This window comes from Bhargavaea sp. GQ12, assembly GCF_059758705.1.
This window is the reverse complement of sequence record NZ_JCAXEU010000016.1, coordinates 36624-59318: the sequence shown is the minus strand read 5'-3', so window position 1 is coordinate 59318 and position 22695 is coordinate 36624. Positions and strand designations below refer to the sequence as shown.

22 protein-coding genes and 1 pseudogene are annotated in these 22695 nt (G+C 51.7%); 8 read left to right on the top strand and 15 right to left on the bottom strand.

What is annotated here, in order from left to right:
* The first annotated feature begins 5 nt into the window (after positions 1-5).
* From AC6CHQ_RS13210 to AC6CHQ_RS13200, 3 genes are read left to right on the top strand one after another with little or no spacing between them, the layout of a single operon-like run.
* Positions 6-557, top strand: a complete 552-nt coding sequence (locus AC6CHQ_RS13210) for a helix-turn-helix domain-containing protein (RefSeq protein ID WP_498081753.1) — start codon at positions 6-8, stop codon at positions 555-557.
* Positions 558-574: 17 nt separating this feature from the next.
* On the top strand, positions 575-811 hold the full coding sequence (locus AC6CHQ_RS13205) for a hypothetical protein (protein WP_498081752.1): 237 nt from the start codon (positions 575-577) through the stop codon (positions 809-811).
* Positions 811-2163, top strand: coding sequence for a tripartite tricarboxylate transporter permease (locus tag AC6CHQ_RS13200; RefSeq protein ID WP_498081751.1), 1353 nt, complete (start codon positions 811-813; stop codon positions 2161-2163). Before AC6CHQ_RS13205 ends, AC6CHQ_RS13200 begins: the two co-directional genes overlap by 1 nt.
* Before the next feature lie 107 nt (positions 2164-2270).
* On the opposite strand, the gene hxlA is transcribed toward AC6CHQ_RS13200, so the two are convergent.
* From hxlA to AC6CHQ_RS13125, 15 genes and pseudogenes are all read right to left on the bottom strand, one after another.
* Complete coding sequence (gene hxlA, locus AC6CHQ_RS13195) at positions 2271-2906, bottom strand: 3-hexulose-6-phosphate synthase (protein ID WP_498081750.1); 636 nt, start codon at positions 2904-2906, stop codon at positions 2271-2273.
* Positions 2907-2967: 61 nt separating this feature from the next.
* Positions 2968-3804 (bottom strand): SDR family oxidoreductase, encoded by an 837-nt coding sequence (locus tag AC6CHQ_RS13190; RefSeq protein ID WP_498081762.1) that lies wholly within the window; start codon positions 3802-3804, stop codon positions 2968-2970.
* Positions 3798-4874 carry a mannonate dehydratase gene (gene uxuA, locus AC6CHQ_RS13185; protein ID WP_498081749.1) on the bottom strand — a complete coding sequence of 359 codons (1077 nt, stop codon included), beginning with the start codon at positions 4872-4874 and terminating at the stop codon, positions 3798-3800. Before uxuA ends, AC6CHQ_RS13190 begins: the two co-directional genes overlap by 7 nt.
* A 14-nt stretch (positions 4875-4888) precedes the next feature.
* Positions 4889-5512: a bifunctional 2-keto-4-hydroxyglutarate aldolase/2-keto-3-deoxy-6-phosphogluconate aldolase gene (locus AC6CHQ_RS13180; RefSeq protein ID WP_498081748.1), complete on the bottom strand. Its 624-nt coding sequence runs from the start codon at positions 5510-5512 to the stop codon at positions 4889-4891.
* Between the two features lie 11 nt (positions 5513-5523).
* Positions 5524-6543: a zinc-binding alcohol dehydrogenase family protein gene (locus AC6CHQ_RS13175; protein ID WP_498081747.1), complete on the bottom strand. Its 1020-nt coding sequence runs from the start codon at positions 6541-6543 to the stop codon at positions 5524-5526.
* 12 nt (positions 6544-6555) lie between these two features.
* Positions 6556-7830, bottom strand: a complete 1275-nt coding sequence (locus AC6CHQ_RS13170; RefSeq protein WP_498081746.1) for a TRAP transporter large permease — start codon at positions 7828-7830, stop codon at positions 6556-6558.
* Complete coding sequence (locus AC6CHQ_RS13165) at positions 7830-8327, bottom strand: TRAP transporter small permease (protein WP_498081745.1); 498 nt, start codon at positions 8325-8327, stop codon at positions 7830-7832. Before AC6CHQ_RS13165 ends, AC6CHQ_RS13170 begins: the two co-directional genes overlap by 1 nt.
* 74 nt (positions 8328-8401) lie before the next feature.
* Complete coding sequence (locus AC6CHQ_RS13160; protein ID WP_498081744.1) at positions 8402-9412, bottom strand: TRAP transporter substrate-binding protein; 1011 nt, start codon at positions 9410-9412, stop codon at positions 8402-8404.
* A gap of 36 nt (positions 9413-9448) precedes the next feature.
* Positions 9449-10460, bottom strand: a pseudogene (gene allD, locus AC6CHQ_RS13155) (ureidoglycolate dehydrogenase).
* Between the two features lie 16 nt (positions 10461-10476).
* Positions 10477-11019, bottom strand: coding sequence for a 6-phospho-3-hexuloisomerase (hxlB, locus tag AC6CHQ_RS13150; protein WP_498081743.1), 543 nt, complete (start codon positions 11017-11019; stop codon positions 10477-10479).
* Positions 11020-11035: 16 nt separating this feature from the next.
* Positions 11036-11992, bottom strand: coding sequence for a sugar kinase (locus AC6CHQ_RS13145; RefSeq protein ID WP_498081742.1), 957 nt, complete (start codon positions 11990-11992; stop codon positions 11036-11038).
* Between the two features lie 24 nt (positions 11993-12016).
* Positions 12017-13021 carry a LacI family DNA-binding transcriptional regulator gene (locus AC6CHQ_RS13140; RefSeq protein WP_498081741.1) on the bottom strand — a complete coding sequence of 335 codons (1005 nt, stop codon included), beginning with the start codon at positions 13019-13021 and terminating at the stop codon, positions 12017-12019.
* Between the two features lie 270 nt (positions 13022-13291).
* Positions 13292-15280, bottom strand: a complete 1989-nt coding sequence (locus AC6CHQ_RS13135) for an acetoacetate--CoA ligase (protein ID WP_498081740.1) — start codon at positions 15278-15280, stop codon at positions 13292-13294.
* The gene (locus AC6CHQ_RS13130) at positions 15277-16773 is read right to left on the bottom strand and encodes a class I adenylate-forming enzyme family protein (protein WP_498081739.1); all 1497 of its coding nucleotides are present in this window, start codon (positions 16771-16773) and stop codon (positions 15277-15279) included. Before AC6CHQ_RS13130 ends, AC6CHQ_RS13135 begins: the two co-directional genes overlap by 4 nt.
* Positions 16774-16826: 53 nt before the next feature.
* The gene (locus tag AC6CHQ_RS13125; RefSeq protein ID WP_498081738.1) at positions 16827-18155 is read right to left on the bottom strand and encodes a short-chain fatty acid transporter; all 1329 of its coding nucleotides are present in this window, start codon (positions 18153-18155) and stop codon (positions 16827-16829) included.
* Positions 18156-18319: 164 nt separating this feature from the next.
* Between AC6CHQ_RS13125 and AC6CHQ_RS13120 the strand changes: the two genes are divergently transcribed.
* From AC6CHQ_RS13120 to AC6CHQ_RS13100, 5 genes are all read left to right on the top strand, one after another.
* Positions 18320-18916 carry a TetR/AcrR family transcriptional regulator gene (locus AC6CHQ_RS13120; protein WP_498081737.1) on the top strand — a complete coding sequence of 199 codons (597 nt, stop codon included), beginning with the start codon at positions 18320-18322 and terminating at the stop codon, positions 18914-18916.
* Positions 18917-19153: 237 nt separating this feature from the next.
* On the top strand, positions 19154-19807 hold the full coding sequence (locus tag AC6CHQ_RS13115) for a GntR family transcriptional regulator (protein WP_498081736.1): 654 nt from the start codon (positions 19154-19156) through the stop codon (positions 19805-19807).
* A gap of 12 nt (positions 19808-19819) precedes the next feature.
* Positions 19820-20839, top strand: coding sequence for a TRAP transporter substrate-binding protein (locus tag AC6CHQ_RS13110; RefSeq protein ID WP_498081735.1), 1020 nt, complete (start codon positions 19820-19822; stop codon positions 20837-20839).
* Between the two features lie 73 nt (positions 20840-20912).
* Positions 20913-21407 carry a TRAP transporter small permease gene (locus AC6CHQ_RS13105; RefSeq protein WP_498081734.1) on the top strand — a complete coding sequence of 165 codons (495 nt, stop codon included), beginning with the start codon at positions 20913-20915 and terminating at the stop codon, positions 21405-21407.
* The gene (locus tag AC6CHQ_RS13100; protein ID WP_498081733.1) at positions 21404-22687 is read left to right on the top strand and encodes a TRAP transporter large permease; all 1284 of its coding nucleotides are present in this window, start codon (positions 21404-21406) and stop codon (positions 22685-22687) included. Before AC6CHQ_RS13105 ends, AC6CHQ_RS13100 begins: the two co-directional genes overlap by 4 nt.
* Positions 22688-22695 lie beyond the last annotated feature (8 nt).

Genomic DNA, 22695 nt, shown 5'->3' with positions numbered 1-22695 from the left:
GTTTCATGGCCCTACAGACTACAGGAGAGAAAATTCGAAGCCTGCGCACAGGCAGAGGCATGACCCAGCAGCAGCTGGCCGACCAATGCGGGCTGACCAAAAGCCTGATCTCAAAAATTGAGCGCGGCCAGACAGGTTCGGCAGTCGCCACTCTTTCCAAACTCGCGAATGCGCTCGGTGTGACCCTGTCCTGGCTTTTGCAGGAAGAAGATGCAAAGCCGCTTTCCATCACGAGAGTGAGTGAACGGCAAGAAATCCAGGCCGGTGAAGAGGCGGGTTATCTTTATCAGACATTGGCCGTATCATCCAGTAACACCAAAATCCAGCCCACATTCGTACGGGTGATTCCGGGAAAACGGGAACTTCAGCCTTACACACATTCGGAACATGAATTTGTCTATGTGCTGCAGGGAGAAATTGACCTTTCCTATGACGGGGAACTGACAAGATTGCGGGAAGGGGATACTGCTTACTTTGACGGAAGCAGACCGCATGTCTTTTTGCCGACGGAAGACGACAAAGAAGCCAACGTATTATCCATCTTTATTTCCAACTGATCGAAGGGGGATTTCTAATGGAAAAAGAAAGGCGTTATTACGACGTCTGGGGGGATTCGGTGGATCTGAAGGATCTGCTGATTTCGATTGCATTATGTATCACCGGAACACTTGGCGGCTACATCATTGCACCGAATGAGTCACCGATGCCACTCGTATTTGGACTCGCCGGCGGTGTGATCGCATTTATTGCTTGCAGTGTCTTTATCCGACCGAAGCGGAATGTTCATGCCGAAGAGGAGGATGCATCCTGATGGATCTCACGATTATTCTCCTTATGATCCTGGCCAGCATCGGGGGTGCCGTCCTCTATACGCTTATCGGAATTGCGCCGGGGACTGATGAAACGGCTGTACTGGCTCCGGTCACACTGGCAATGATCTTGCTGGGTGTTTCGCCGTATGTCGTACTGGCCTTTTTCTTCTCGGCAATCGTTGCAAAGAAGCTGACCGACTCTATTCCGGTTGCTGTTGCCGGTATCCCGGGCGGTGTTATGGCTGCGCCTATGGTTGAGCACGCCATGGTCTTAAAGGAACATGGTCTGCCTGACGTGAGTATCAGAAAAATGGCTTCCGGCTCCGTAATCGGGACTCTCGTCTCCCTCCCTTTAAGCCTCTTGGTAGCCAGCCTCATTATTCCTTACGCGGAAACCATCAGTAAGCATGCCGGACTGATCTTTTTCCTGGGAGCTGTCTTCCTGGCACTCATGGCGAGCAATAAAATCCTGTCCCTGCTCATGATCCTGCCATTTGCCCTGCTGATTCAGGGGCTCCGGCAGCTGTACTGGGAGACGGGTATTGTCCCGGCGGATACAACCGTCTTTGTTTCCTTCTTCCTTGGCATCACCATCGGACCGGTCGTCTTTAAACTGTTCGAGCTGATGAACAAAGACGTTCGGGACAAGGAGTATACCGAGAAAGAAAAGGACATCACGTTCAAGCGCCAGCAGCAATACAAAGGTTTCCCTAACCCGTTCAAGATTCTGACCAAACAGGAAATCGGAACATCCGCAGCAGGTGCCGGCCTCGGGACCCTGACGTTCTTCCTTACACCTGTCGGGATGACGATCTTCTTGGGTGAGGCCCTGACCCGTCATATTAAAGACCCGGTCAAGCGCGCATCAAGAGCCATCTCGACGATGGACGGGCTGACCAATGCTTCCTATATATCCGGTACACTGATCCCGTTGCTTGCAATCGGACTTCCGCTTTCGCCAATGGCCATCGGACCGGCAAACGCACTGTTCAATGCACCGCCAGTCATGACACCGGAGAATAACTTCCACCACATCATGTCGATGAGCGAGATCATGATTGCGGCAGTTATCGGATCGGCCGTTGCCATCGTCCTGACCTTCTATGCGACGATCAAATACTCCAACCAAATCTGTGCTTTCGTGTTTAAGCGTATTCCGCACGAAGCACTCATTGGACTCTTTGCAGGACTCGTCGTCATGCTCGCGTTCATGGACGCCGGCTGGGTCAATATCTCCGGCGTGCTGCTGGTTGCACTGATCTCGGGGCTCTTGCACCGGTTTGGTGTCAACTATGGGGTGATGTTTATGGTTCTTTATGCGGCGCCTTGGTTGATGGGTGTAATCGGATAATTAAAAACACTATAAGAGGACGACACAGGTGTCACCCGTGTCGTCCTCTTTGTTCCCCATTTATATGTCATTTATCAACACTAATTTCACGACAACTTCATACTTTGTTACCCATTCGTCCCACGAAGCATCTCCGCCAGTCCAGCAGCTGCCTGCCCCGGATTCCGACTGTTGGTGATATGACTCCCCACTATGGCAATTCCCACTCCCAGTTTCCTCAGCGAAGGGAGGTCATCCGGACCGATACCTCCGGCAACAGCCAGATCTACATGATCCAGCCCCGCCACAAGGGGCAGCTGCTCTCCGAAATGCTGCCCACCGCTTGTCTGCCGGTCCTTTCCGACATGCAGACAAAACAGGTCGGCTCCTGTTAAGTGAATTTGTTGGACCCGGCCGGGATCCGTCACCTCAAGCAGGTCCACCATTACACGTTTCCCCTGTTCCTCAGCAGATCCAAGTACTTGCCGGATCGTTTCCATGCCTGCGAACCCCATCACGGTAACCACGTCCGCTCCTGCCCGAAAGGCCAGTTCTGCCTCGTGCCTGCCTGCATCACAGATTTTCATGTCGGCCACGATGGTCTTACCCGGATACGCATCTTTGATATCCTTCACAAGCCGGATACCGTGCTCCTTGATGGTTCCGGTACCTACTTCAATCCAATCGATGTCACCATGGGTTTCCGAGATAATGTCAAAACATTCCTGTCTTGAAAGGCGATCCAGAGCCAGCTGCAATTTCATGCGATTCTCCTCCCACTCAAATAAAAGGCCATGCCGTCTCCGGCACAGCCTTCTCATTCAATCAAACTCCCGAATACGCCATGAAGCCTCCGTCAACCGGCACCGTGATCCCAGTGACAAAGCCCGAGTAGGACTCGTCGGCCAGCCAAAGCACGGTACCGACCAGATCTTCCGGCTTGCCGAAACGTTTCATCGGTGTGCCGGCCATGATCTTCTCGGAACGGGGCGTAAGCGAGCCGTCCGGATTCGTCAAAAGATCTTTGTTTTGTGTTGTCAGGAAGAATCCCGGGGCAATGGCGTTGACACGCAGGCCTTTCTCGGCAAAGTGCACCGCCATCCACATGGTGAAGTTATTGATTCCGGCCTTTGCCGCGCTGTATGCCGGAACCTTTGTCATCGGCGAGTAAGCACTCATCGAAGAGATGTTGAGGATGACGGGATGCTTCTGTTTCAACAATTCTCTGCCGAACACTTGGCTGGCCAGGAAGGATCCTGTGAAGTTGGTTGAGAACACCCGGTCGAAGCCTTCCTGTTCCAGGTCGAAGAATGACTTCCCTTCTGCTGATTCATCGGCGGTTTCCATATCCGTAATGGCATCCGGATGATTGCCGCCTGCGCCGTTGATCAGGATATCGACCCGGCCGAAGCGTTCCAAAATCTGTTCTTTAGCCTGTTCAAGAGAGCTGCGGTCAAGCACGTCAGCCGCAACCGCTATCGCTTCCCCGCCATTCCTCTTGATTTCGTCGGCCACATCCAACCCTTTTTCCTCGGTCCGGTTAAGGATGGCGACTTTCACGCCCTGGGCCGCCAGCGACCGGGCCATCTCGGAACAAAGGACGCCGCTGCCGCCCGTGATGACGGCTGCCCGACCCTGAAGGTTTTCATGGGTTGTCATAATGGCTTCTCCTCTTTCCCGGACGTAAAGGCATCCCATAGTCCAAGCAGATACATGATGCCGAGTGCGCGGTCATAGAGACCGTATCCAGGCCGGCATTCCTCTCCCCAGATATGCCGGCCATGATCCGGCCGTACATAACCGTCATAGTCCTGATCGGCGAATTGACGGATGACCCCGTTAATGTCAACCGACCCGTCCGAGGTCAGGTGGGAACTTTCGATAAAGCTGCCATTTTCAAAGATGCGTACGTTTCGGACATGGCTGAAAGGTGAGTGTGCCAGATAGTCTTTTGCCAATTCGACCATGTCATTTTCAGGATTAGCGCCCATCGAACCTGTACAGAATGTAATGCCGTTCGACGGGGAATCGGAGATTTCACGGAGCTTCTTCCAGCTTTCGCCGCCGGTCATGATGCGCGGCAGGCCGAAAATCGACCACGGCGGATCGTCCGGATGAATAGCCATACGGATGCCTGCTTGCTCTGCAACAGGCAGAATCTCCCCGAGGAAGTAGGCGAGATGTTCCCAGAGCTTGTCTTCGTCAATCTCCCGATATGCCTCAAACAGCTCTTTGATCCGGGCCATCTTTTCCGGCTCCCAGCCCGGCAGCGTCAGATCGGACGCAGAAGCGACCGTACTGACAAGTTCTTCTGGATCCAGCGACTCAATCTTCTCTTTATCGAAATAAAGGGCTGTCGACCCGTCTTCGAGCGGTTCATACAGCGACGTCCGGGTCCAGTCGAAGATCGGCATGAAGTTATAGCAGATCACCTTGACGCCGGCCTCGCCCAGATTGCGGATGGTTTCCTTGTAGTTCTCGATGTAGCGGTCCCGCTCATCATTTCCCAGCTTGATTGACTCGTGCACATTGACGCTCTCTACGACATCCGCATGGAAGCCATGTGACCGGATATACTCGATTTCTTCAAGAATTTCATCCTTTTCCCATACATCTCCGACCGGCTTCTGATGCAATGCCCATACAATCCCCTTTACGCCCGGAATCTGGCGGATCTGCTCAAGCGTGACACTGTCGTTGCCGCGTCCGTACCATCTGAATGTGATGTTCAAAACTTATTCCTCCCTCATCCCTGTACAGCGGCCATATAGCTGCGGGCCGATTCCACGACGGCTTCCCTGCCGGAAGCACGGTATGTCTTCGTCAGGTCGCTTCCGACGCCCACTGCCACGGCGCCTGCCTCGAGCCAGCTATTCATATTGTCTTTGTTGATGCCTCCGGTCGGCATGATCCGGACATTTGGAAGCGGTCCCTGCACCGACTTGATAAATGACGGTTCAAACCCGTTGGCCGGAAACAGCTTGAGAATGTCACAGCCCGCTTCACTTGCAAGCACCATTTCCTTGATCGTCATGCAGCCCGGCAAATACGGCGTGCTGTAACGGTTGCACAACTTTGCCACTTCCGGATCGAAATGGGGGCTCACGATAAACGCTGCTCCCGCCAGAAGGGCATGTCTTGCGGTTTCTGCATCGAGTACGGTACCCGCTCCGACCAGTGCGTCCGTACCGGAAAGCCGCTCAATCACCTGCCCAGCTCCAGGGGTGGTGTAGGTCACCTCGATGGCCTTCATGCCTCCCTCAAGCGCCGCTTCGGAAATGGCCAACGCCTCTTCCGCATTTTCTCCCCGGATCACGGCAACCACTTTTGTATCAAGCAATTCCTCGTATACCTTTATCTTCGGAATCATGGACAGCCTCCTCAGTCAAATACAATCAGTGCTTTCCGGACCTGGTCCGGGTGCTCTTCGACAAACTTGAATGCTTCTCCGGCCTGTTCAAGAGGGAACTTGTGGGTGATCAGGCCATCCGAGTGGAGCTTCTTTCCATTCAGGAGTTCCACCACACGGCCGAACTGATTTGTCTGCAGTCGGGAACCGACGATGGTTACTTCTTTCTTGGTAACCGGAAGCTGCGGGATTGGCGAAGGACGCTCGTCGAATCCGAGTATCACAACATACCCGGCAGGCGTGACTAGGTCCACTCCGAGAGCAGCCGTTGAGGGAAGACCCACTGCATCGATGGCGACATTGACACCCTTGCCGTCCGTCAGGCGCATAACGGCCTGATCGACCTGCTCTTTTCCTGCATCAATGACTTCATCCGCACCGCTTTCAAGGGCAAACTTCATCCGTTCTTCATTCAGATCTGTCATATAAACAGTTGCCCCAGCAATCTTGGCCATCTTCAGAATACAGATGCCGATCGGCCCGCAGCCCTGGATAAGAACGGTATCCCCTTCCTCAACATTTCCACGCCATATTGCCTGAGCACCGATTGTATATGGCTCCGCCAAGACGATCTCGTCCCAATCAAGTTCAGGATCCACCGCGTGCAGCTGACGTTCAGGCAATACGATATATTCACGCATGCCTCCATCTTCGTGGACACCGAAAACGGAAAGGTGTTCGCAGACATTCGGTCGGCCTTTGCGGCATGCATAGCACTCTCCGCAATACCGGATTGGCTCAACGACCACATGATCACCCGCTTTAAGCTGATTCACGCCCGTGCCGGTTTCCACCACTTCCCCAGCAACTTCATGGCCCGTAATCCTCGGATAGGTGGCCAGAGGATTTGTGCCGTGGAAGATATGCATATCCGATCCGCAGATTCCCGCCCGCTTGACCTTCACGAGGACATCTGTCGAATTCTGGATTTCCGGTTTCTCCATTTCGATGACATTCAAAGTATGTGGTTCAGGAATATGGACAGCTTTCATCAGACATTCTCCTTAATTATCAAATAGACTTGGCAGGAATGTAGTGATTTCCGGCACAAACGCCACAAGCAGCAGGACCACGAGACTGACTCCAAGAAACGGAAGGAGCTCTCTCGTCGCCTTGCCCATCGAGACTTTCCCGATTTGAGAGGCAACAAACAAACAGACGCCCACCGGCGGTGTACACAGACCGATCACCAGGTTGAGTACCATCATGACACCGAACTGGATCGGGTCCATGCCGATGGATGTCGCCACAGGAAGAAGAACCGGGAACAAAATCACAATAGCTGCAATGGTTTCCATAAAGGTTCCGACAAACAACAAGAGCAAGTTAATCAGAAGAATGACCACAATCGCATTTGTCGAAATCCCAAGAATGGAATCAGCCACCAGCTGCGGGATCTGCTCCCGGACCATGATCCAGCCGAACAGGTTGGCGAATCCGACCAACAGCATGATCGAGGCCGTCGTTGTCATGGAATCCAGCATAATTTTCGGTATTTCCTTTATTGGAAGCTGTCGATAGACGAAGATCCCGATGACAAATGCATAAAGCACAGCCACAATGGATGCTTCTGTCGGTGTGAAGAAGCCTCCAAGGATTCCCCACAGGATGATGATCGTCATCAGAAGTGCCCAAAAGGCATTGATGAAACTTTTTCCAATTTCACCAAGTGTTTTGCGCTCCCCCTTCGGGTAGTTGCGCTTAACCGAAATGAGATATGTAGGGATCATCAGTCCCAACCCGAGCAAGATACCTGGAATGGCACCGGCAAGGAACAGATCACCGATAGAAAGGGATGCCAACGTCCCTACGATGATCAAAGGAAGCGACGGAGGAATAATCGGTCCGACCGTGGAGGACGAAGCCGTGACAGCAACCGAGAATCCCGCACCGTAGCCTTCCCGCTTCATTGCAGGAATCAGGACTGAACCGATGCTTGCCGTATCCGCAAGCGCCGTGCCGGAAATTCCGGCAAACCCCATCGACGAACCGACATTTGCAAGTCCGAGCCCGCCCCTGATATGACCGAGGAAATTATTCGCAAAATCAATGATCCTGTCTGTGATTCCGCTTGCGTTCATCAGGTTACCCGCGAGGACAAAGCCCGGGATACAAAGAAGAACAAAAGAGTTGAGACCGCCAAACATCCGCTGAGGAATGATGGTCAATGGAATATCAGCCACCAGCAGGTAAAGGAGGGAGGAGAGGCCCAGGCTGAAGGCCACCGGTACTCCCAAGAAAATTAAAACGATAAATGATACAAACAGAAGGGCAGCCATTACAAATCCTCACCTCCGAAGTCTTGGGAATAATCTTGTTCATTTCTGATCAGGTCGATCACTTTCAGAATCGCATAATAGATTAGGAAGACCGCCATAATGACCAGCGCAGCATGGATAACCGACATTTGGAATGGCATGGTTGCAGAAGCCTGGTTTTTGCCGATCAGCGTGAATTGATAGCCCTCTATCACCATAACTACACTGAGCGCAATGATGAGCACATAAATGGCTACTTCGTAGTACCGCCGGAACTTATCCGGCATTTTATTTAAGATGAGATCGACGTTAATGAATTCCCCTCTCATCAATGCCAGGGGCGCGCCGAAGCAAATGGCGTAAAGGAAGAGGTATCGGGTCAGCTCCTCTGTCCAGATAAAGGAGAACGGCGCAAACCGTGACACAATTTGCACGGAGACAATAATGATCACACCGGCAAAACTCAAAAATGTCAATGTGGCCAGAGTAAAGTCAATCGCCTTCCGGATCGTTGACACATCTGTTCAGTCCTTTCTAGTAGGAAAGGCACATATGGCTACTGTCCAGCCAGATGTGCCTTCCATCAAGTCCATTACTCTGTTTCAAGGATTTGGTTGTAGAGCTCCAACTGTTCTGGCTTCAAGGATTTTTCAATGGCCGGCTTCATCGCTTCACGGAACGCATCCTGGTCCACATCCACGAACTCCATGCCTTCGTCCTTCAATGCCTGTTCGATCTTTTCAATTTCTTCATCATAGAGTTCCATTCCATATTCTTGGGCTTCAGCCGCGGCCTCTTCAACAGCTGCCTTTTGCTCATCGGTCAGCTGGTTGAACTGCTCATTCCCGACGAGAAGATAAATCCAAGAGTAGACATGTTCCGTACGGTTGACGTAGTCCTGAACTTCATAAAGCCCACCGCTCTGAATCAAGTCGACCGGGTTTTCCTGTCCGTCAATGACACCCTGCTGGAGGCCTGTGAACACTTCTTGGAAGTCCATCACCTGCGGCTTCGCTCCTGCTGCGCTCCATGCGTCAAGGAAAAGCGGGACGTTCGGGACACGCATGCTGAATCCGGATAGGTCATCAGGAGATTCGATCGGCTCATTGGACGTCAGGTTACGCGGTGCGCGGGTATGGTAGTAAAGTGGGGTCAAGCCGGCTTTTTCTTTGATTTCATCAGCGATCTGCTGACCGATCTCCCCTTCAACTACCGACTTGACATGCTCAAGGTCACGGAAGGCATACGGCGCAGCCATCAAAGCAGCGCTTGGTGCCCAGTTCTGGAGCGTTTCGCCGGAGATGACCATGTCTGCCGTTCCTGCCTGGATGGCATTGATCGTATCCGTCTCTCCGCCAAGCGAGTTGTTCGGATAGATGGTGATTTCAATCTGGCCATCTGTTTTCTCGCTGACCGTTTCTGCAAATTGCTCGGCGGTCTTGTGCCAGATATGATTTTCATCCGCCAGGTGGCCCATCCGCCATTCGATCTTATCACCCGAACCCGATGCGCCTTCCGCTTCTCCTCCGGACGAAGTATCCGATCCGCATGCCCCCAAAATCATCGCGGATGCCAACGCTCCTGCCAACCATGCTTTTTTCATCTCAATCTCTCCCTTTTATTTGATGAATTCATTGTTTCAGCTTTTCAAATACTCATAAGTCTTGTCTGCGATCCGGATCCCCTGCTGGAGATTCCGTTCTTCATTCATCTGTTCGATTTCTCCCGGTACAAAAACTCGCTCGACCCCTTCCGCAGGAGGCGCCTCATGAAGCTCCCGGATCATCCGGTCCATCTGATCGAGGAACATATCCCGGTCGGTAAACCGTGTTGGATCGATTGCACAAAAGTAATGGCCAAGTTTGCGCTTACGGTCATAATCACCATACATCTTCGCGATGTGGGGACCGAAAGCGGCCCCGGCCAAGAGCCCGGAGAAGATGTCGACAATCAGGGAAAGGCCGTAACCTTTGGGTCCGCCAAACGGAAGAAGTGCTTTCACCTTTGAAGGGTCGTTCACTTCGCGGCCCTCTTCATCCACTCCCCATCCCGACGGAATTTCTTTTCCTTCCGCCTCACTCTGGAGGATCTTTCCGAGTGCGACATTGGATGTGGCCATATCGAGAATCAGCGGTTTTTCGTTTTTTGCCGGCACCCCGTAGGCAATCGGGTTTGTGCCGAGAAACGGTTCTTTACCGCCAAATGGCACGACAATCTTATCGGTGTGAGTCTTCGCGATTCCGATCAGGCCGCTATTTGCCGCCTTCTGGACAAAATAACTGAGCGCCCCGCAATGACTGCTGTTCATGGCGGTCACCATGCCCACTCCGTTCTCCAAGCCCATTTCAATGGCCCGGTCCATCGCAAAGTCTGCGACCATATGCCCCAGCCCATCGTCTCCGTCGACGATTCCGGTCACAGGACCGGTTGCCCTGAAAGTCCAGTTTCGGGGCAGGGTTGATGCTTTCCGATTGAAGCCGGGTCACATAATGTTCCGTCCTGAGCGATCCGTGGGAGGAAACCCCGCGCAAGTCTGCATGGATGAGCACGTCTGCAACTTTTGACGCCCCTTTTTGGGAAACGCCGTTTTCCATAAGTTTTTGTTCAATCAGCTCTTGTACCTCTTGATGAGGCACTGTGACAGTCGCCATGAGTCAACCTTCCTTCTCAGAGATTCGAGTGGCGATCCTTCAAGATTTGATGATCCAATCCGGAAGCGGGACCATCGATAACCGCCGCATCAAGCAACAGGTGCGCGCTCTGGTCAAACTGATTGCCGAGCGGCTGGACAGTCGCGGGCTCTCCGGGCTTGCGATTCCTCGTTGCAGCCGGAATCAGAATCCCGCCATCGCACCAAGTCTCTCCGAGTGCTTCCCCATCAGCGGTCACCAGCCAGACCCGATAACCTGTGGCCTCACTTTTCTTTGCCATCTCACGGATGCGTGCAGAATTGCCCGACCCGGAGATGATCAGCAGGCGATCCCCTTTGGCCAGGGAAGGGGTAATCGTTTCGTCAACGACATACACTTCACAGCCACAGTGCATCAGCCGCATGGCGATCATCCTCCCCAGGAGCCCGGATCGGCCCTCGCCGAAGATGAACAGCTTGCCCGGCTCGGCCAGCATTTCCTTGAGCTGTCGGTATTGGTCACGATCGACCTTTCCGACCACTTGGCTGATTTCCTGCAGAATGATTGATGGTGTGTTCAATGCAGATTCCTCCCCATCAACGTTCGATGACCGTTTCGTTCCCGAGGAATGCATTCACTTCATCAAGATCGGGCATTCCTTCATTGTCCCCGGAAACCGTCGTGACCAGCGCACCCACAGCATTCGCAAAGCGAAGACTCTCTTCAGGTCCAAGACCGTTCAGGTATCCGTAGAGATATCCGGCATTGAATCCGTCACCTGCTCCGACCGTATCGATCGCCTTCACCTGAAACGGTTCTCCGGTAAAGCATTTTTCTTCCCGGTAGAGCTTGGATCCCTTGCTTCCGTCCTTGATGACAACTTCCCGGATTTCGTACGAATCCAGGAAATCCAGGCATTCCTGCAAACCCTTCCGATCCGCGATCAGCTGAAGTTCTTCGAAGCCGGTCAGCAGGATGTCCACCCTCGGCAAGATCGGAGCAAAAGCTTCCCGGACCTCGTCGATCGTCCACAACTTCAGCCGGATATTCGGATCGAATGCGACCGTAATGCCTTTTTCTTCAGCAATATCGATCATTCGCAGGGCGATCGCCACATTCTTCGGGTCCAGAGAAAGGAATACACCGGACAGATAAAGCAGCTGAATCCCGTCAAACATGTCTTCGGTGATAGACTCGGGAGTCAATACACTCAGCGGAGTCGGAAACCGGTAGTAAAACGTCTTTCCCGACCCATCTTCGCGGATTTCTTTGAAATTGACTCCTGTAGCAAATTCCTCTTCATGACGGACATGGCTCACATCCACCCCTTCGCCACGGGCAAAACTGTATATGACCTTGCCGAATTCATCTTTCCCGAGCCGGCTGATCCAGCGGGCATTCAGCCCAAGCCGTGCACAGCCGATGGCAACATTCAGATCCGCCCCTCCGACCTTTCTTTCAAATCCTGATACATAACGCATCGGTCCCGTTGACATGGGATTCATGGTGATCATGGCGTCACCGATGGTCAGCATTCCATATTTCCCGGACACAGCATCCACTCCCTCAAAAAACAGTTAAATCGAATTTCTCTTCACCAGCTCAGGGGCAAACCGAATCTCCTCGCAAACCGGGTCAATCCGGCCGCCCTGAATCAGGTTAAACAGCATCTCTGCTGCAGCCTTGCCCATGTCAAACGTTGGTTGCCGGATGACCGTGATGGGCGTCTGTGCAATTTCAAGGAACGGAGAATCATCGATGGCAATCATTCCGAGATCATCCGGAATCCGGAGCCTTTCCTGTTTGGCAAACTTCATGAGCTCTATCAGAGCAAGGTCGTTCGCGGCGAAAAAAGCGGTTGGACGATCTGTTTTTTCCCACACATTCTCCAACCTGCCCTTGATGTTCGGTACCTGGTCCGCAATAATCCATTCTTCCACCACTTCAACCCCGTGTTTCTCTGCGGCATCCCGGAAACCGGCGATCCGCTCGAGTCTCGGAGTCACTTTGTTCTCGATCGAGTTGGAAACCATGCCGATCTTCCGATGCCCTCCACGGACCAGTTCCGCGACTGCCAACGATGCGGCTGCTTCGTTATCCAGCAGGACGGTCGGATAATAGGTGTGATCGATTTTCCGGTCCATGAACACGATCGGGAACTTTGAGCGTTTCAAATGCTCATAGTAATCCTCATTTCCGTTTGTAGGAAAAATGATCAGGCCGTCCACCTGCTTGGCTACGAGCATGTCGATATAGGCACGCTCTTTTTCCGGATGGTCATCCGCATTGCAGACGAATAAATGAAACCCGTTCCGCTCGCATTCGTCCTCGATTGACCGGATAATCTCCGTCGAGAAGGCATGAAGAATATTGGCGACAATCACACCGACGGTCGATGTCTTCTTTTGTCTCAGGCTTTTCGCAATGTAATTCGGAACATATCCCAAATCCTCGACTGCCTCTTCGATCCTGAGCTTGGTCGCCTCCGCCATATATTCATAGCGGTTATTGATGAATTGCGAAACGGTACTTTTGGATACGCCAGCCCGCTCTGCAACATCTGCCATAGTTACTTTTTTCATTTGTCAATCTCCTATATAAACCGGTTTAGTAAACCGGTTTAGAAAGAATTATATTTGAAAGCCCTTTCACTTTCAAGACTTTTTTCAAGAAAAGCAACAATCTCTTTTTTCAAGGCCGAGAATCACTCAAAAAATCTGACTAAAATGAATCCAGCCAAAGCTTGTTATGACAGCTTCTATTCCGGTCGGCAAACGTAAGCAGGCCGCCTGGATAGTCATTTCATCCAGGCGGCCTGTTTACTTTAATTCAATAACGGTTGTTGTATTCACTTAGCCAAACAGCTTTTCTGTACTCTTCTCTTTCAACTCCCCCGCCAGCTCCATAAAGAACGGCAGCGATTCCGGGTTGCTCATAGAGTCCGGATTAATCACGCGCTCTGGCTCAAACCCGAGGAGGAGCTTACGGATCGGCACTTCCAGCTTCTTGCCGTTCAGGGTTTTCGGGATGTCGGACACTTCGTAAATGTGGTCCGGCACGAAGCGAGGCGAAAGTTCCTGGCGAATCTGTTTTTTGATCTGGCCGGCCAGGTTCTCGTCGAGTTGGGCGCCTTCTTTTAATACAACAAACAGCAGCAGTGACGCCGTTTTTCCAATCATCTCAAGGTCGATGACGAGGCTATCGAACACATCATCCACGCCTGCGATGATCCGGTACAGGTCGCTCGTCCCCATCCGGACGCCGGAGCGGTTGATGGTGGAGTCGGAGCGGCCATAAATGATGCACCGGCCTTCCCCGTCGATTTTGATCCAGTCGCCGTGTTTCCAGATGCCCGGGTAGTCGTCGAAATAGCTTTCATGGTAACGTTCGTTGTTCTGGTCTCCCCAGAAGTAGATCGGCATGCTCGGCATCGGTTTCGTGATGACGAGTTCGCCTACTTCGTCGGTAAGCGCGTTTCCTTCTTCATCATAGGCAGCCGCCGACACGCCCAGCGACCGTCCCTGTATTTCCCCGATGCGCACCGGGTCGATCGGGACGCCGCCCACGAAACCCCCGGCGATATCGGTTCCGCCGCTGACCGATACGAGCCAGACATCAGATTTCACATGATCATATACCCACCGGTAACTCTCCGCTGTCAGCGGGGCCCCCGTGGAGAACACGGACTTCAGCTTACTTAAGTCATGCTCTTCCTTCGGGCTGACTCCCATCTTCAAGGAGCTGGCAATAAACGGCGCGCTCGTGCCGAAGAACGTGATGCCGGTTTCTTCCGCCAGTTCCCAGAGGATATTCATGTCCGGATAGGAAGGGCTGCCGTCATAAAGGACGATGGTCGAGCCGGCCTGCCAGCTGCCGACGAGCAGGTTCCACATGATCCAGCCGGTCGAGGAAAACCAGAAAACGACATCGTCGGGTCCCAGGTCATGCTGGATGGTCATCATTTTCTTGGTTTCCAGAACGATTCCGCCATGGCTATGGACAATCGGCTTCGGCAGGCCCGTCGTTCCCGACGAATAAACAATCCATAGCGGATGGCTGAACGGCAGCCGTTCTACAGCAAGCGGGACATCTTCCTGCAGCAAGCTATCCCAGGCGATGCCATCCTCCGGCACGTCTTCCTGGATATACGGAACGAAGATCGTATGCTGCACTGTCGGCAATTGCTTCCGGATAACTTCCACGTCACCGCGTCTGTCGAACTTCTTTCCATTATAGGAGTAACCGTCCACCGCAATCAGCACAACCGGTTCAATCTGGCCGAACCGGGTGATGACGCTGTCCGAGCCGAAATCAGGGGCGCATATCGACCACACTGCCCCGATGCTTGCCGTCGCCAAAAAGGCGATGGACGCTTCCGGAATGTTCGGCAGGTATGCCGCAACCCGGTCCCCAGGCTTCACGCCCAAATCCCTAAGGTTCTTGGCGACTGAAGCAACCTGCTTCTCCAGCTCCCCCCAGCTCATCGAACGGGTCGGAATAAATTCGGAGCGGGCATACAGCGCAGGCTTCTCCGCTTCCCGGTTCGAGAAGACATTCTCCGTGAAGTTCAGCGATGCCCCCTGGAACCAGCTGGCCTCCATCATGGAATTGCCTCCCAATACATTCGTATAGGACGGGTCACCGACCACGCCAGAGTACTCCCAGATCGACTCCCAGAACGACTCAAGCTCATCCACCGACCATTTCCACAGCTCGGGATAGTTCTGTACTTCAACGCCTTTTTCTTTTTTCAGCCAGGTCATGAAATCCCACATGACCGACTGTTCAACCCGCTGTCTGGAAGGTGTCCAGATGACTTCTCCCTGTGTGGTTGCTGTCATTTCACTTCCCCCTTCACCCTCAATAAGTTCTTCTGAATCTTCCCGATAGATGTCCTTGGGAAGTCGTCAATGATTCGGAATTCTTGGGGCACTTTGAAGTAGGATAGCCGTTCTCTACAGAAGTTCTCCAATTCATCTTCCGTCACCTGTTCTCCGTCAAACAGTTTGACGTAGGCAACGACTTTCTCTTCACGCAAAGCATCCGGCTCGCCGATCACGGCACAATCCTGAACGGCCGGATGATCGGACAGCACGTTCTCCACTTCAATCGAAGATATGTTTTCGCCTGCCCGCTTGATCATGTCTTTGTTTCGGTCGACAAACCAGATGAACCCCTCTTCATTCATATAGCCGTTGTCACCTGTATGTAGCCAACCATTCTGCAGAGTCTGTGACGTCGCTTCGGGATTTTTAAAATATCCTTTCATCAGAGACGGACTCTTGACCAGGATCTCTCCCGTTTCCCCGAAAGGCAGTTCTTCTCCATCAGGACCGACAATTTTCACTTCATGTCCGAGAGCCGGCTTTCCTATCGGGACAATGCCGGTCTCCGGATCGCGGACCATCTCCTCATAAATGGGCGTGACGATATTGGTCGTGATGGTCTCCGTCATACCGAACCACTGATACAGCTGAATGCCAAACCGCTCCCGGAATTTCTGCAGATCGGGATACGTGACGAACAATCCATAACCTGCCCGCTTGAGCGTATGACTCTTTTCCTTTGGATGTTCAGGACGTTCAAGAAGCATTTTGATCACTGTAGCGACCAGGCTGGATACGGTCGGCTTGTAACGGTCGACCGCATCCCAAAAACCGGAAGAACTGAACCGTTCCTGCAGGATGATGGTTCCGCCGGCGACCAAGGTCGCCATTGACGTGTAATACTGGGAGTTCGCGTGAAACAACGGAAGAAAGATCAGATACCGGTCTTCCGGTGTCAGCTGCTGATACAGAACTGATGAATGGCCGGCAAACAGATAGTTCTCATGCGTGATCAGAACCCCTTTTGGCTTTGCCGTTGTACCGGATGTGTACATGATACATGCTACATCACCAGCATTTGCCTGACATTCCACATCGGCATTCGAATGGCTCTCCCTCTCCTGTTCAAAGCTGTTGCCGGTCCCTTGTATGAAAGCCAGATCCAACTTCTCTGCCACTTCCAAATGCCCATCATCAATCAGCCCTTCTTCAAAAAGGAAACCCCGGCTTTCCGAATGATCAAGGAAGTATTCCAGCTCAGAGGGAGTGGAAGCCGTATTAATCGGGAGCATCACTGCACCGAGCGATCCGCATGCATACCACACATCATAGAAAAGAGGTGAATTGGACAGGAATGCCGCAACCGTGTCACCCTTTCCGATTCCCTTTGATGAAAGCCACCTGGCAGTGCGATTAACTCTTCCAAGCATGTCCTGATATGTGATTTCTTCATCTTCAAACAACAGAAACGGCTTGTCTTCATATCGTCTGGCCTGTTTTTGCAGCAATGTATATAATGTCTGGTTTCCGTGAGCATAGATAGGCCTCCTTACCTGGTTCTTCAGAAAATTAATGGTGCGATTGTGACGATAACACCGGATAGGATAAATAGAAGAATCATTGAGACCAGACAGTATCCCCAAATATCCTTCAGTCCCAGACCGGACAAACCGAGCGCAGGCAGGACGAAGAATGGCTGCATGAGATTGGTCACAAGGTCCCCGATCGTCACTGTATTAATTGCGGAAGAAACCGAGATTCCAAGTTGCTGGGCGGCTTCAACCATAATCGGCCCCTGTATCTGCCACTGTCCGCCTGCGGAAGGGACAAAGACGTTGACGATGGCTGCAGAGAGGAACGACAGGAACGGGAAGGTATACTCATTGGAAATGGCAACCAGTCCTTCGGTGATCACTGAGATCAGCCCGGAACCAGCCATCATTCCCATGATTCCTGCGTAGAATGGAAACTGCAGAAGGATACCGGAAGCAGACGGCATGCCTGACGTGATGGCATTGATATAACTCATCGGGGTACCATGCAGCGCAAGACCCAGGATGATAAAGAAGAAGTTCAGGATATTCAACTCGAGATTAAAGCCATTTTGCGAGAAGTATTGAAACAACCAAATAACGCCGAGAGCGACAAGGATATAGTTAATGACACGACTGTTGTCCATCTTTTCGGCAAAGGTGACCGCCTTTACTTTCTCGGGTTTCTTGAACTCCTCACTCTCCCCCTTGAAAGGAACAACTTCATCCGGTTTAGGCATCATCTTCAGGTACGCATACATGACGACCAGGAGCCCCAGGAAAGCAGTCAAGAGAAGTGTCGGACTAAAGATTGTTTCCGAAAGCGGGATCAAGCCAATTCTGTCTTCGAGTGAATGGCCGGGTGTGTTAACAAGGAGCGGAGCCGTGACCGTGATGCTCGCCGGAAGGATAGCGACTGTCCCGGTATAAGCCGCGGCAATCAGAAGGCGGAAGTCAGCCGTCTTTACGTTCTTTGCCACTTCAATCGCGAAAAGAGTTCCCAGCACAAAGCCAAGGCCCCAGCTCAGGTATCCGGCAGCAGCTGCAACCAAAATTGTAATGAGTACCGCTGATTTCTGGTTTTTCGGGATGGAAGCAATTCGGATCAGAAGCCTCTCAACGGGCGGTGCCTTAACAAGAGCATAGCCCGTGATCAGAATCAGAATCATCTGCGTGGTAAAGGCAAGGAAGTTCCAGAATCCCCCGTACCAATGCCCAGTCATTTCAAACAAAGACTGTTGCGTGACGGTCATTCCGAGAATCAGCGTCAAAAACGTCAGCAAGATGGCAAAGATAAAAGCGTTCGGCAGGTAGTTTTCGACCCCCACCTTGAATCGTTGCGAGACTGCACGTAACATCAGTTCCCCCCCTTTTTTGAATGCGCTTACATTTTTATTGAAGTTACTTTACAAAAACACTTCCGACAGGAATAATGAACAGACTATAGTCTTTATAGATAAGATGACAGACCACAGTCTGTTTGTCAATCGCATTTCATCAATATTCTGAAAGGTAAGATGATATGAATCTTCGTCAGAAACGCGGTCAGGAAACGAAGCGGAGGATCATTGAGACTGCCATTGCCCTCTTCCATGAGCGCGGCTTCAACAATGTCACGGTCGATGAGATTGTCGCTGTAACCAAGACCTCCAAAGGCGCCTTCTACAATCACTTCAAGAGCAAGCACGAAGTCTTTGCTGAGCAGTTCAAGCAGATCGACCAGTTCTACGTCGAGCACTTGGTGCCTAAGCTCGACCCTGAACAATCCATCATGGAGCGGCTGACCCTCTTCCTCGAACTCCAGATGACCTACATCCAGGACGAACTAGGATGGGACGTCACCCGCACCATCTACGAACAGGAACTCAGCACGGAACGTTCTTCGTACTTCCTCGACCCGGATCGCCCGCTGTACGATATTCTGATTTGCCTATGCCAGGAAGGGATTGAAAAGGGAGAATTCAAAGCTGGCTACTCCGCCCATGACATCGTGACGGTTTTGACTCACGGAATGCGCGGCGTGCTGTACAACTGGAGCCTGAACCGCGGGAAGATTTCGCTGGCGGATGAGCAGCGGATGGTGTTCAGGGCGTTGTTGGATGGGATGAGGGCTGAGTAACATTCTTTGAGAATATTAAATGAGAAGCGGAGAACGTATTGATGCGTTCTCCGCTTTTTCATGTCGGAAACCCGGATGTGCCACTCCGGCAAAATCAAAGTAGCGAAGCGCCATCCACAAGGCTTTATCATGAAGAAAAAGTATTTCAAAAAGTATAAAAAGTTATTGACTAACTAATCTCACTTTTCTATTATTGCTGTATACAGTATACACCCTGCAGGAAAGGTGGCTGATCGATTGCAACGAATCGCACCAAGAGAAACGCTTGCTCAACAAGCCTATCGCCAATTAAAAGAAGAGATTGTCTCGGGGAGACTCGAACCGAACGAAGAGTTACCCGAAGAAAGATTGTCGTCTCAACTGGGGATCAGCCGTACCCCTTTGCGAGAAGCATTGATGAGACTCTCAATGGAAGGGCTCGTGATTTTTAAAAAAGGAAGTCCGGCAATTGTGGCAACCTTCACCAAAGATGAATCCGGACATCTGATGGAGATCCGGCGTGTGTTGGAAGTCCATAATTTAGAGAAGATATCTGCCGACTTAAATGATAGCGTTTTCAAAAATCTGGAATCCAATCTGGCCAGCCAGGCAGAAGCCGTCAGTAACGATGACTTCCATAACTTTATTGAATACGACCGAGAATTCCACCTGATCCTCTCGTCGCTCAACGAAAATCCGAAAACCAGAGAACTCCTGAATCAGATGAACACCGGAGTGAACAGAGCATTTCTGATCCTTTCCAACACCCTTCCCATCAGCGCCAAAGAAGCCTACGAAGAACATCATAGACTCTTTGATTCCCTAAAAGCCGGCGACATCGACCTCGCCAAACAGTTGATGACAGAGCATCTGATGAATGTGGAAAAACGCTTCCTAAAATACTATCAGTGAGGATGAAGACATTTGAAGAAACTAGTTTTATTAATTGTGATGGCAGCACTGGTTGCCGCAGGCTGCGGCAGACCAACAGACAGTACGCCGTCTGCAGAAGGCGGAGAGGACTCCAAACAGTACACGATCCGAATCGCCCACCTCGTATCTGAAGAGCAGTCCAGCCACGTCGCAGCAGTAAAGTTCAAGGAGCGTCTTGAAGAAGAATCGGACGGACGCCTGAAGGTTGAAATCTACCCGAACGGCCAGTTGTACCCTTCTGACCGTGAAGCGATTGAGGCTGTTCAGCTCGGAAACGTCGAAATGACGATTCCCGCACTTGCACCGATGGCTTCGTTCAATGATAAATTCCTCGTCTTCGACCTTCCGTTCCTGTTTGATGATCACGAGTCCGCCTACGCTGCCCTCGACGGGGAACTTGGTCAGGAACTGCTTAAAGAACTCGAAGCAGACAAGCTGAAAGGTCTTGCATTCGGGGAAAACGGCTTCCGCCACATCTCCAACAACGTAGGCCCGGTTGAATCTCCGGAAGATCTGTCCGGCCAAAAATTCCGAACACTGGAGAACCCGCTCCATACCGATACTTTCAAATCGTTCGGCACAAATGCGTCCCCATTTGCATTCGGTGAACTTTACACAGCGCTCCAGCAGAAAACGTATGACGCCATGGAAGCACCGATTTCGCTCTACTACACGAACAAGTTCTATGAAGTCCAGGATTACCTGACGATGTCCGGCCACGTATATGCGGCCACCATCCTTCTCATGAACAACGACTTCTACAGCAGTTTGCCTGAAGATCTCCAGGAACTGCTTGTGGAAAAAGCAATTGAGTTCCGCGACGAGCAGCGAGTGATGGCCCAGGAACAAGACAAGGAATTCCTTGAAAAGCTGAAGGAAAGCGGCATGCAAGTCAATGAACTTTCCGCCGAACAAAAACAAGCATTCCGTGACGCGGCGCAACCGGTTTATGACAAGTACGTACCTCAGATCGGAGAAGACCTCGTCGACAAAGCAATGAATGCCAAATAAAGAATAAAGCTTTCAACAGAAAGATGGGGAATCCGAAATTTCGGATTCCCCATTCGCAAAAGGACGTGACACTATGGCTAAGAAGTTTGCCAGATTTGAAGAAATCGTACTTGTCTCCACGCTTGTTGTGATGGTCCTCCTGATTTTCTCGCAGGTGGTCGGGCGCTACCTATTCCAATCCGCTCCAAGCTGGACCGAGGAACTGGCCCGTTATATTCATATTTTCCAAGTTTGGATTGGCGCCAGCTATGCGGTGAAGCTCAGACAACATATCCGCGTGGAGGCATTTATCTCCCGCCTGCAGGGTACGCCACGAAAAATTCTTGAGACCATCAGCACACTGATCTGGTTTTTACTTGCCCTGTTTCTAGCGGTCATGGGCACCAAGCTCGTGATGACAAGCATCGAACTCGGCCAGGTGAGTCCGGCTATGCAGCTGCCGATCTGGATTCCTTTCCTGGCCATCCCGCTCGGTGCAGCCGGAATGGTCATCCGGCTGGCACAGCGGTTTGTTGAAATCTGGCGGGGGAATTATGAGGAGCCTCCAATCGAGGAGACGATGATATGACAGTCGCATTATTGTTCGGAACACTATTTATTTGCCTGCTGATCGGCGTGCCGATCGCCATCTCTCTCGGCGTGGCCGCATTGGTAGCCATCTACTTCGGATCAACCTTGCCACTTGAGATCATTTCACAAAAAGCTTTCACGTCTCTGGACTCTTTCCCTCTGCTCGCAATTCCTTTCTTTATGCTCGCGGGAATCTTGATGGGCAAAGGCGGTGTGTCCAAGCGGCTTCTGAATTTGGCGACGACCATGGTCGGCTGGATCACCGGCGGTCTCTCTGCAGTAACTATCGTGGCCAGTATGTTCTTTGCTGCCATATCGGGTTCAGGCCCTGCAACGGTGGCGGCAATCGGGGGCTTCATGATTCCGGAAATGATCCGGAAGCGATATGACAGCGGCTTTGCAGCAGCGGTTTCCGCCTCTGCCGGCTCAATCGGGGTCATCATTCCCCCGAGTATCCCGTTTGTCCTTTTCGGTGTGATCGGAAGCGTCTCCGTCGGCAGCCTATTTATGGCCGGAGTCATTCCTGGCCTTCTTATCGGATTCGCACTCATCATCACTTCTTATATCATTGCCAAGAAAAAAGGTTATGTGGCCCAGGATGTCACGGGTTTTTCCATGGCGGATGTTGTGAAAGCCACTTTTGATGCCAAATGGGCACTGCTCATCCCGGTCATCATTTTGGGAGGCATTTACGGAGGGATTTTCTCCCCTACAGAAGCAGCGGTAGTCGCAGCCGTTTACGCCTTCTTCATCGGTAAGTTTGTCTACAAGGAATTAAGCTGGGAAGACGTTTTTGAAAGCTTTCGGGAATCGGTCGTCATCAACGCCACGACAATGATCATTATCGGACTGTCTGTATCGTTCGCCTACTTCATGACGCTCGAACAGATTCCTGGACAGCTGGCACAGATTCTCACTGACTTGTCGTCCAATCCGATTGTCATTCTGCTACTGATCAACATCCTATTGCTGATTGTGGGAATGTTTATCGATACCATCTCGGCACTTGTCGTGCTTACGCCGATTTTGCTTCCGATCGTTACAGAAGTTGGCATAGACCCTGTTCACTTCGGTGTTGTTCTCGTCGCCAACCTCGCCATCGGTTTTATCACGCCTCCGCTGGGAGTCAACTTGTTTGTTGCTTCAAGCGTCGGCAATGTGAAATTCGAAAAGATTGTAGTCGGTGTGATTCCATTCCTGATTACAATGATCATCTGCCTGCTCCTGATTACGTATATCCCAGCCCTGTCCACATGGCTCCCAGGATTATTTGACTAACCAGTCAA

Bases quoted from the DNA above. Each gene is read 5' to 3' on its own strand.
- AC6CHQ_RS13175 (WP_498081747.1), bottom strand. From the start codon at position 6,543: ATGAAAGCTGTCCATATTCCTGAACCACATACTTTGAATGTCATCGAA.
- hxlA (WP_498081750.1), bottom strand. From the start codon at position 2,906: ATGAAATTGCAGCTGGCTCTGGATCGCCTTTCAAGACAGGAATGTTTT.
- AC6CHQ_RS13200 (WP_498081751.1), top strand. From the start codon at position 811: ATGGATCTCACGATTATTCTCCTTATGATCCTGGCCAGCATCGGGGGT.
- AC6CHQ_RS13100 (WP_498081733.1), top strand. From the start codon at position 21,404: ATGACAGTCGCATTATTGTTCGGAACACTATTTATTTGCCTGCTGATC.
- AC6CHQ_RS13125 (WP_498081738.1), bottom strand. From the start codon at position 18,155: ATGTTACGTGCAGTCTCGCAACGATTCAAGGTGGGGGTCGAAAACTAC.
- AC6CHQ_RS13170 (WP_498081746.1), bottom strand. From the start codon at position 7,830: ATGGCTGCCCTTCTGTTTGTATCATTTATCGTTTTAATTTTCTTGGGA.
- AC6CHQ_RS13180 (WP_498081748.1), bottom strand. From the start codon at position 5,512: ATGATTCCGAAGATAAAGGTATACGAGGAATTGCTTGATACAAAAGTG.
- AC6CHQ_RS13120 (WP_498081737.1), top strand. From the start codon at position 18,320: ATGAATCTTCGTCAGAAACGCGGTCAGGAAACGAAGCGGAGGATCATT.
- AC6CHQ_RS13205 (WP_498081752.1), top strand. From the start codon at position 575: ATGGAAAAAGAAAGGCGTTATTACGACGTCTGGGGGGATTCGGTGGAT.
- AC6CHQ_RS13210 (WP_498081753.1), top strand. From the start codon at position 6: ATGGCCCTACAGACTACAGGAGAGAAAATTCGAAGCCTGCGCACAGGC.
- AC6CHQ_RS13135 (WP_498081740.1), bottom strand. From the start codon at position 15,280: ATGACAGCAACCACACAGGGAGAAGTCATCTGGACACCTTCCAGACAG.
- AC6CHQ_RS13160 (WP_498081744.1), bottom strand. From the start codon at position 9,412: ATGAAAAAAGCATGGTTGGCAGGAGCGTTGGCATCCGCGATGATTTTG.
- AC6CHQ_RS13105 (WP_498081734.1), top strand. From the start codon at position 20,913: ATGGCTAAGAAGTTTGCCAGATTTGAAGAAATCGTACTTGTCTCCACG.
- AC6CHQ_RS13140 (WP_498081741.1), bottom strand. From the start codon at position 13,021: ATGAAAAAAGTAACTATGGCAGATGTTGCAGAGCGGGCTGGCGTATCC.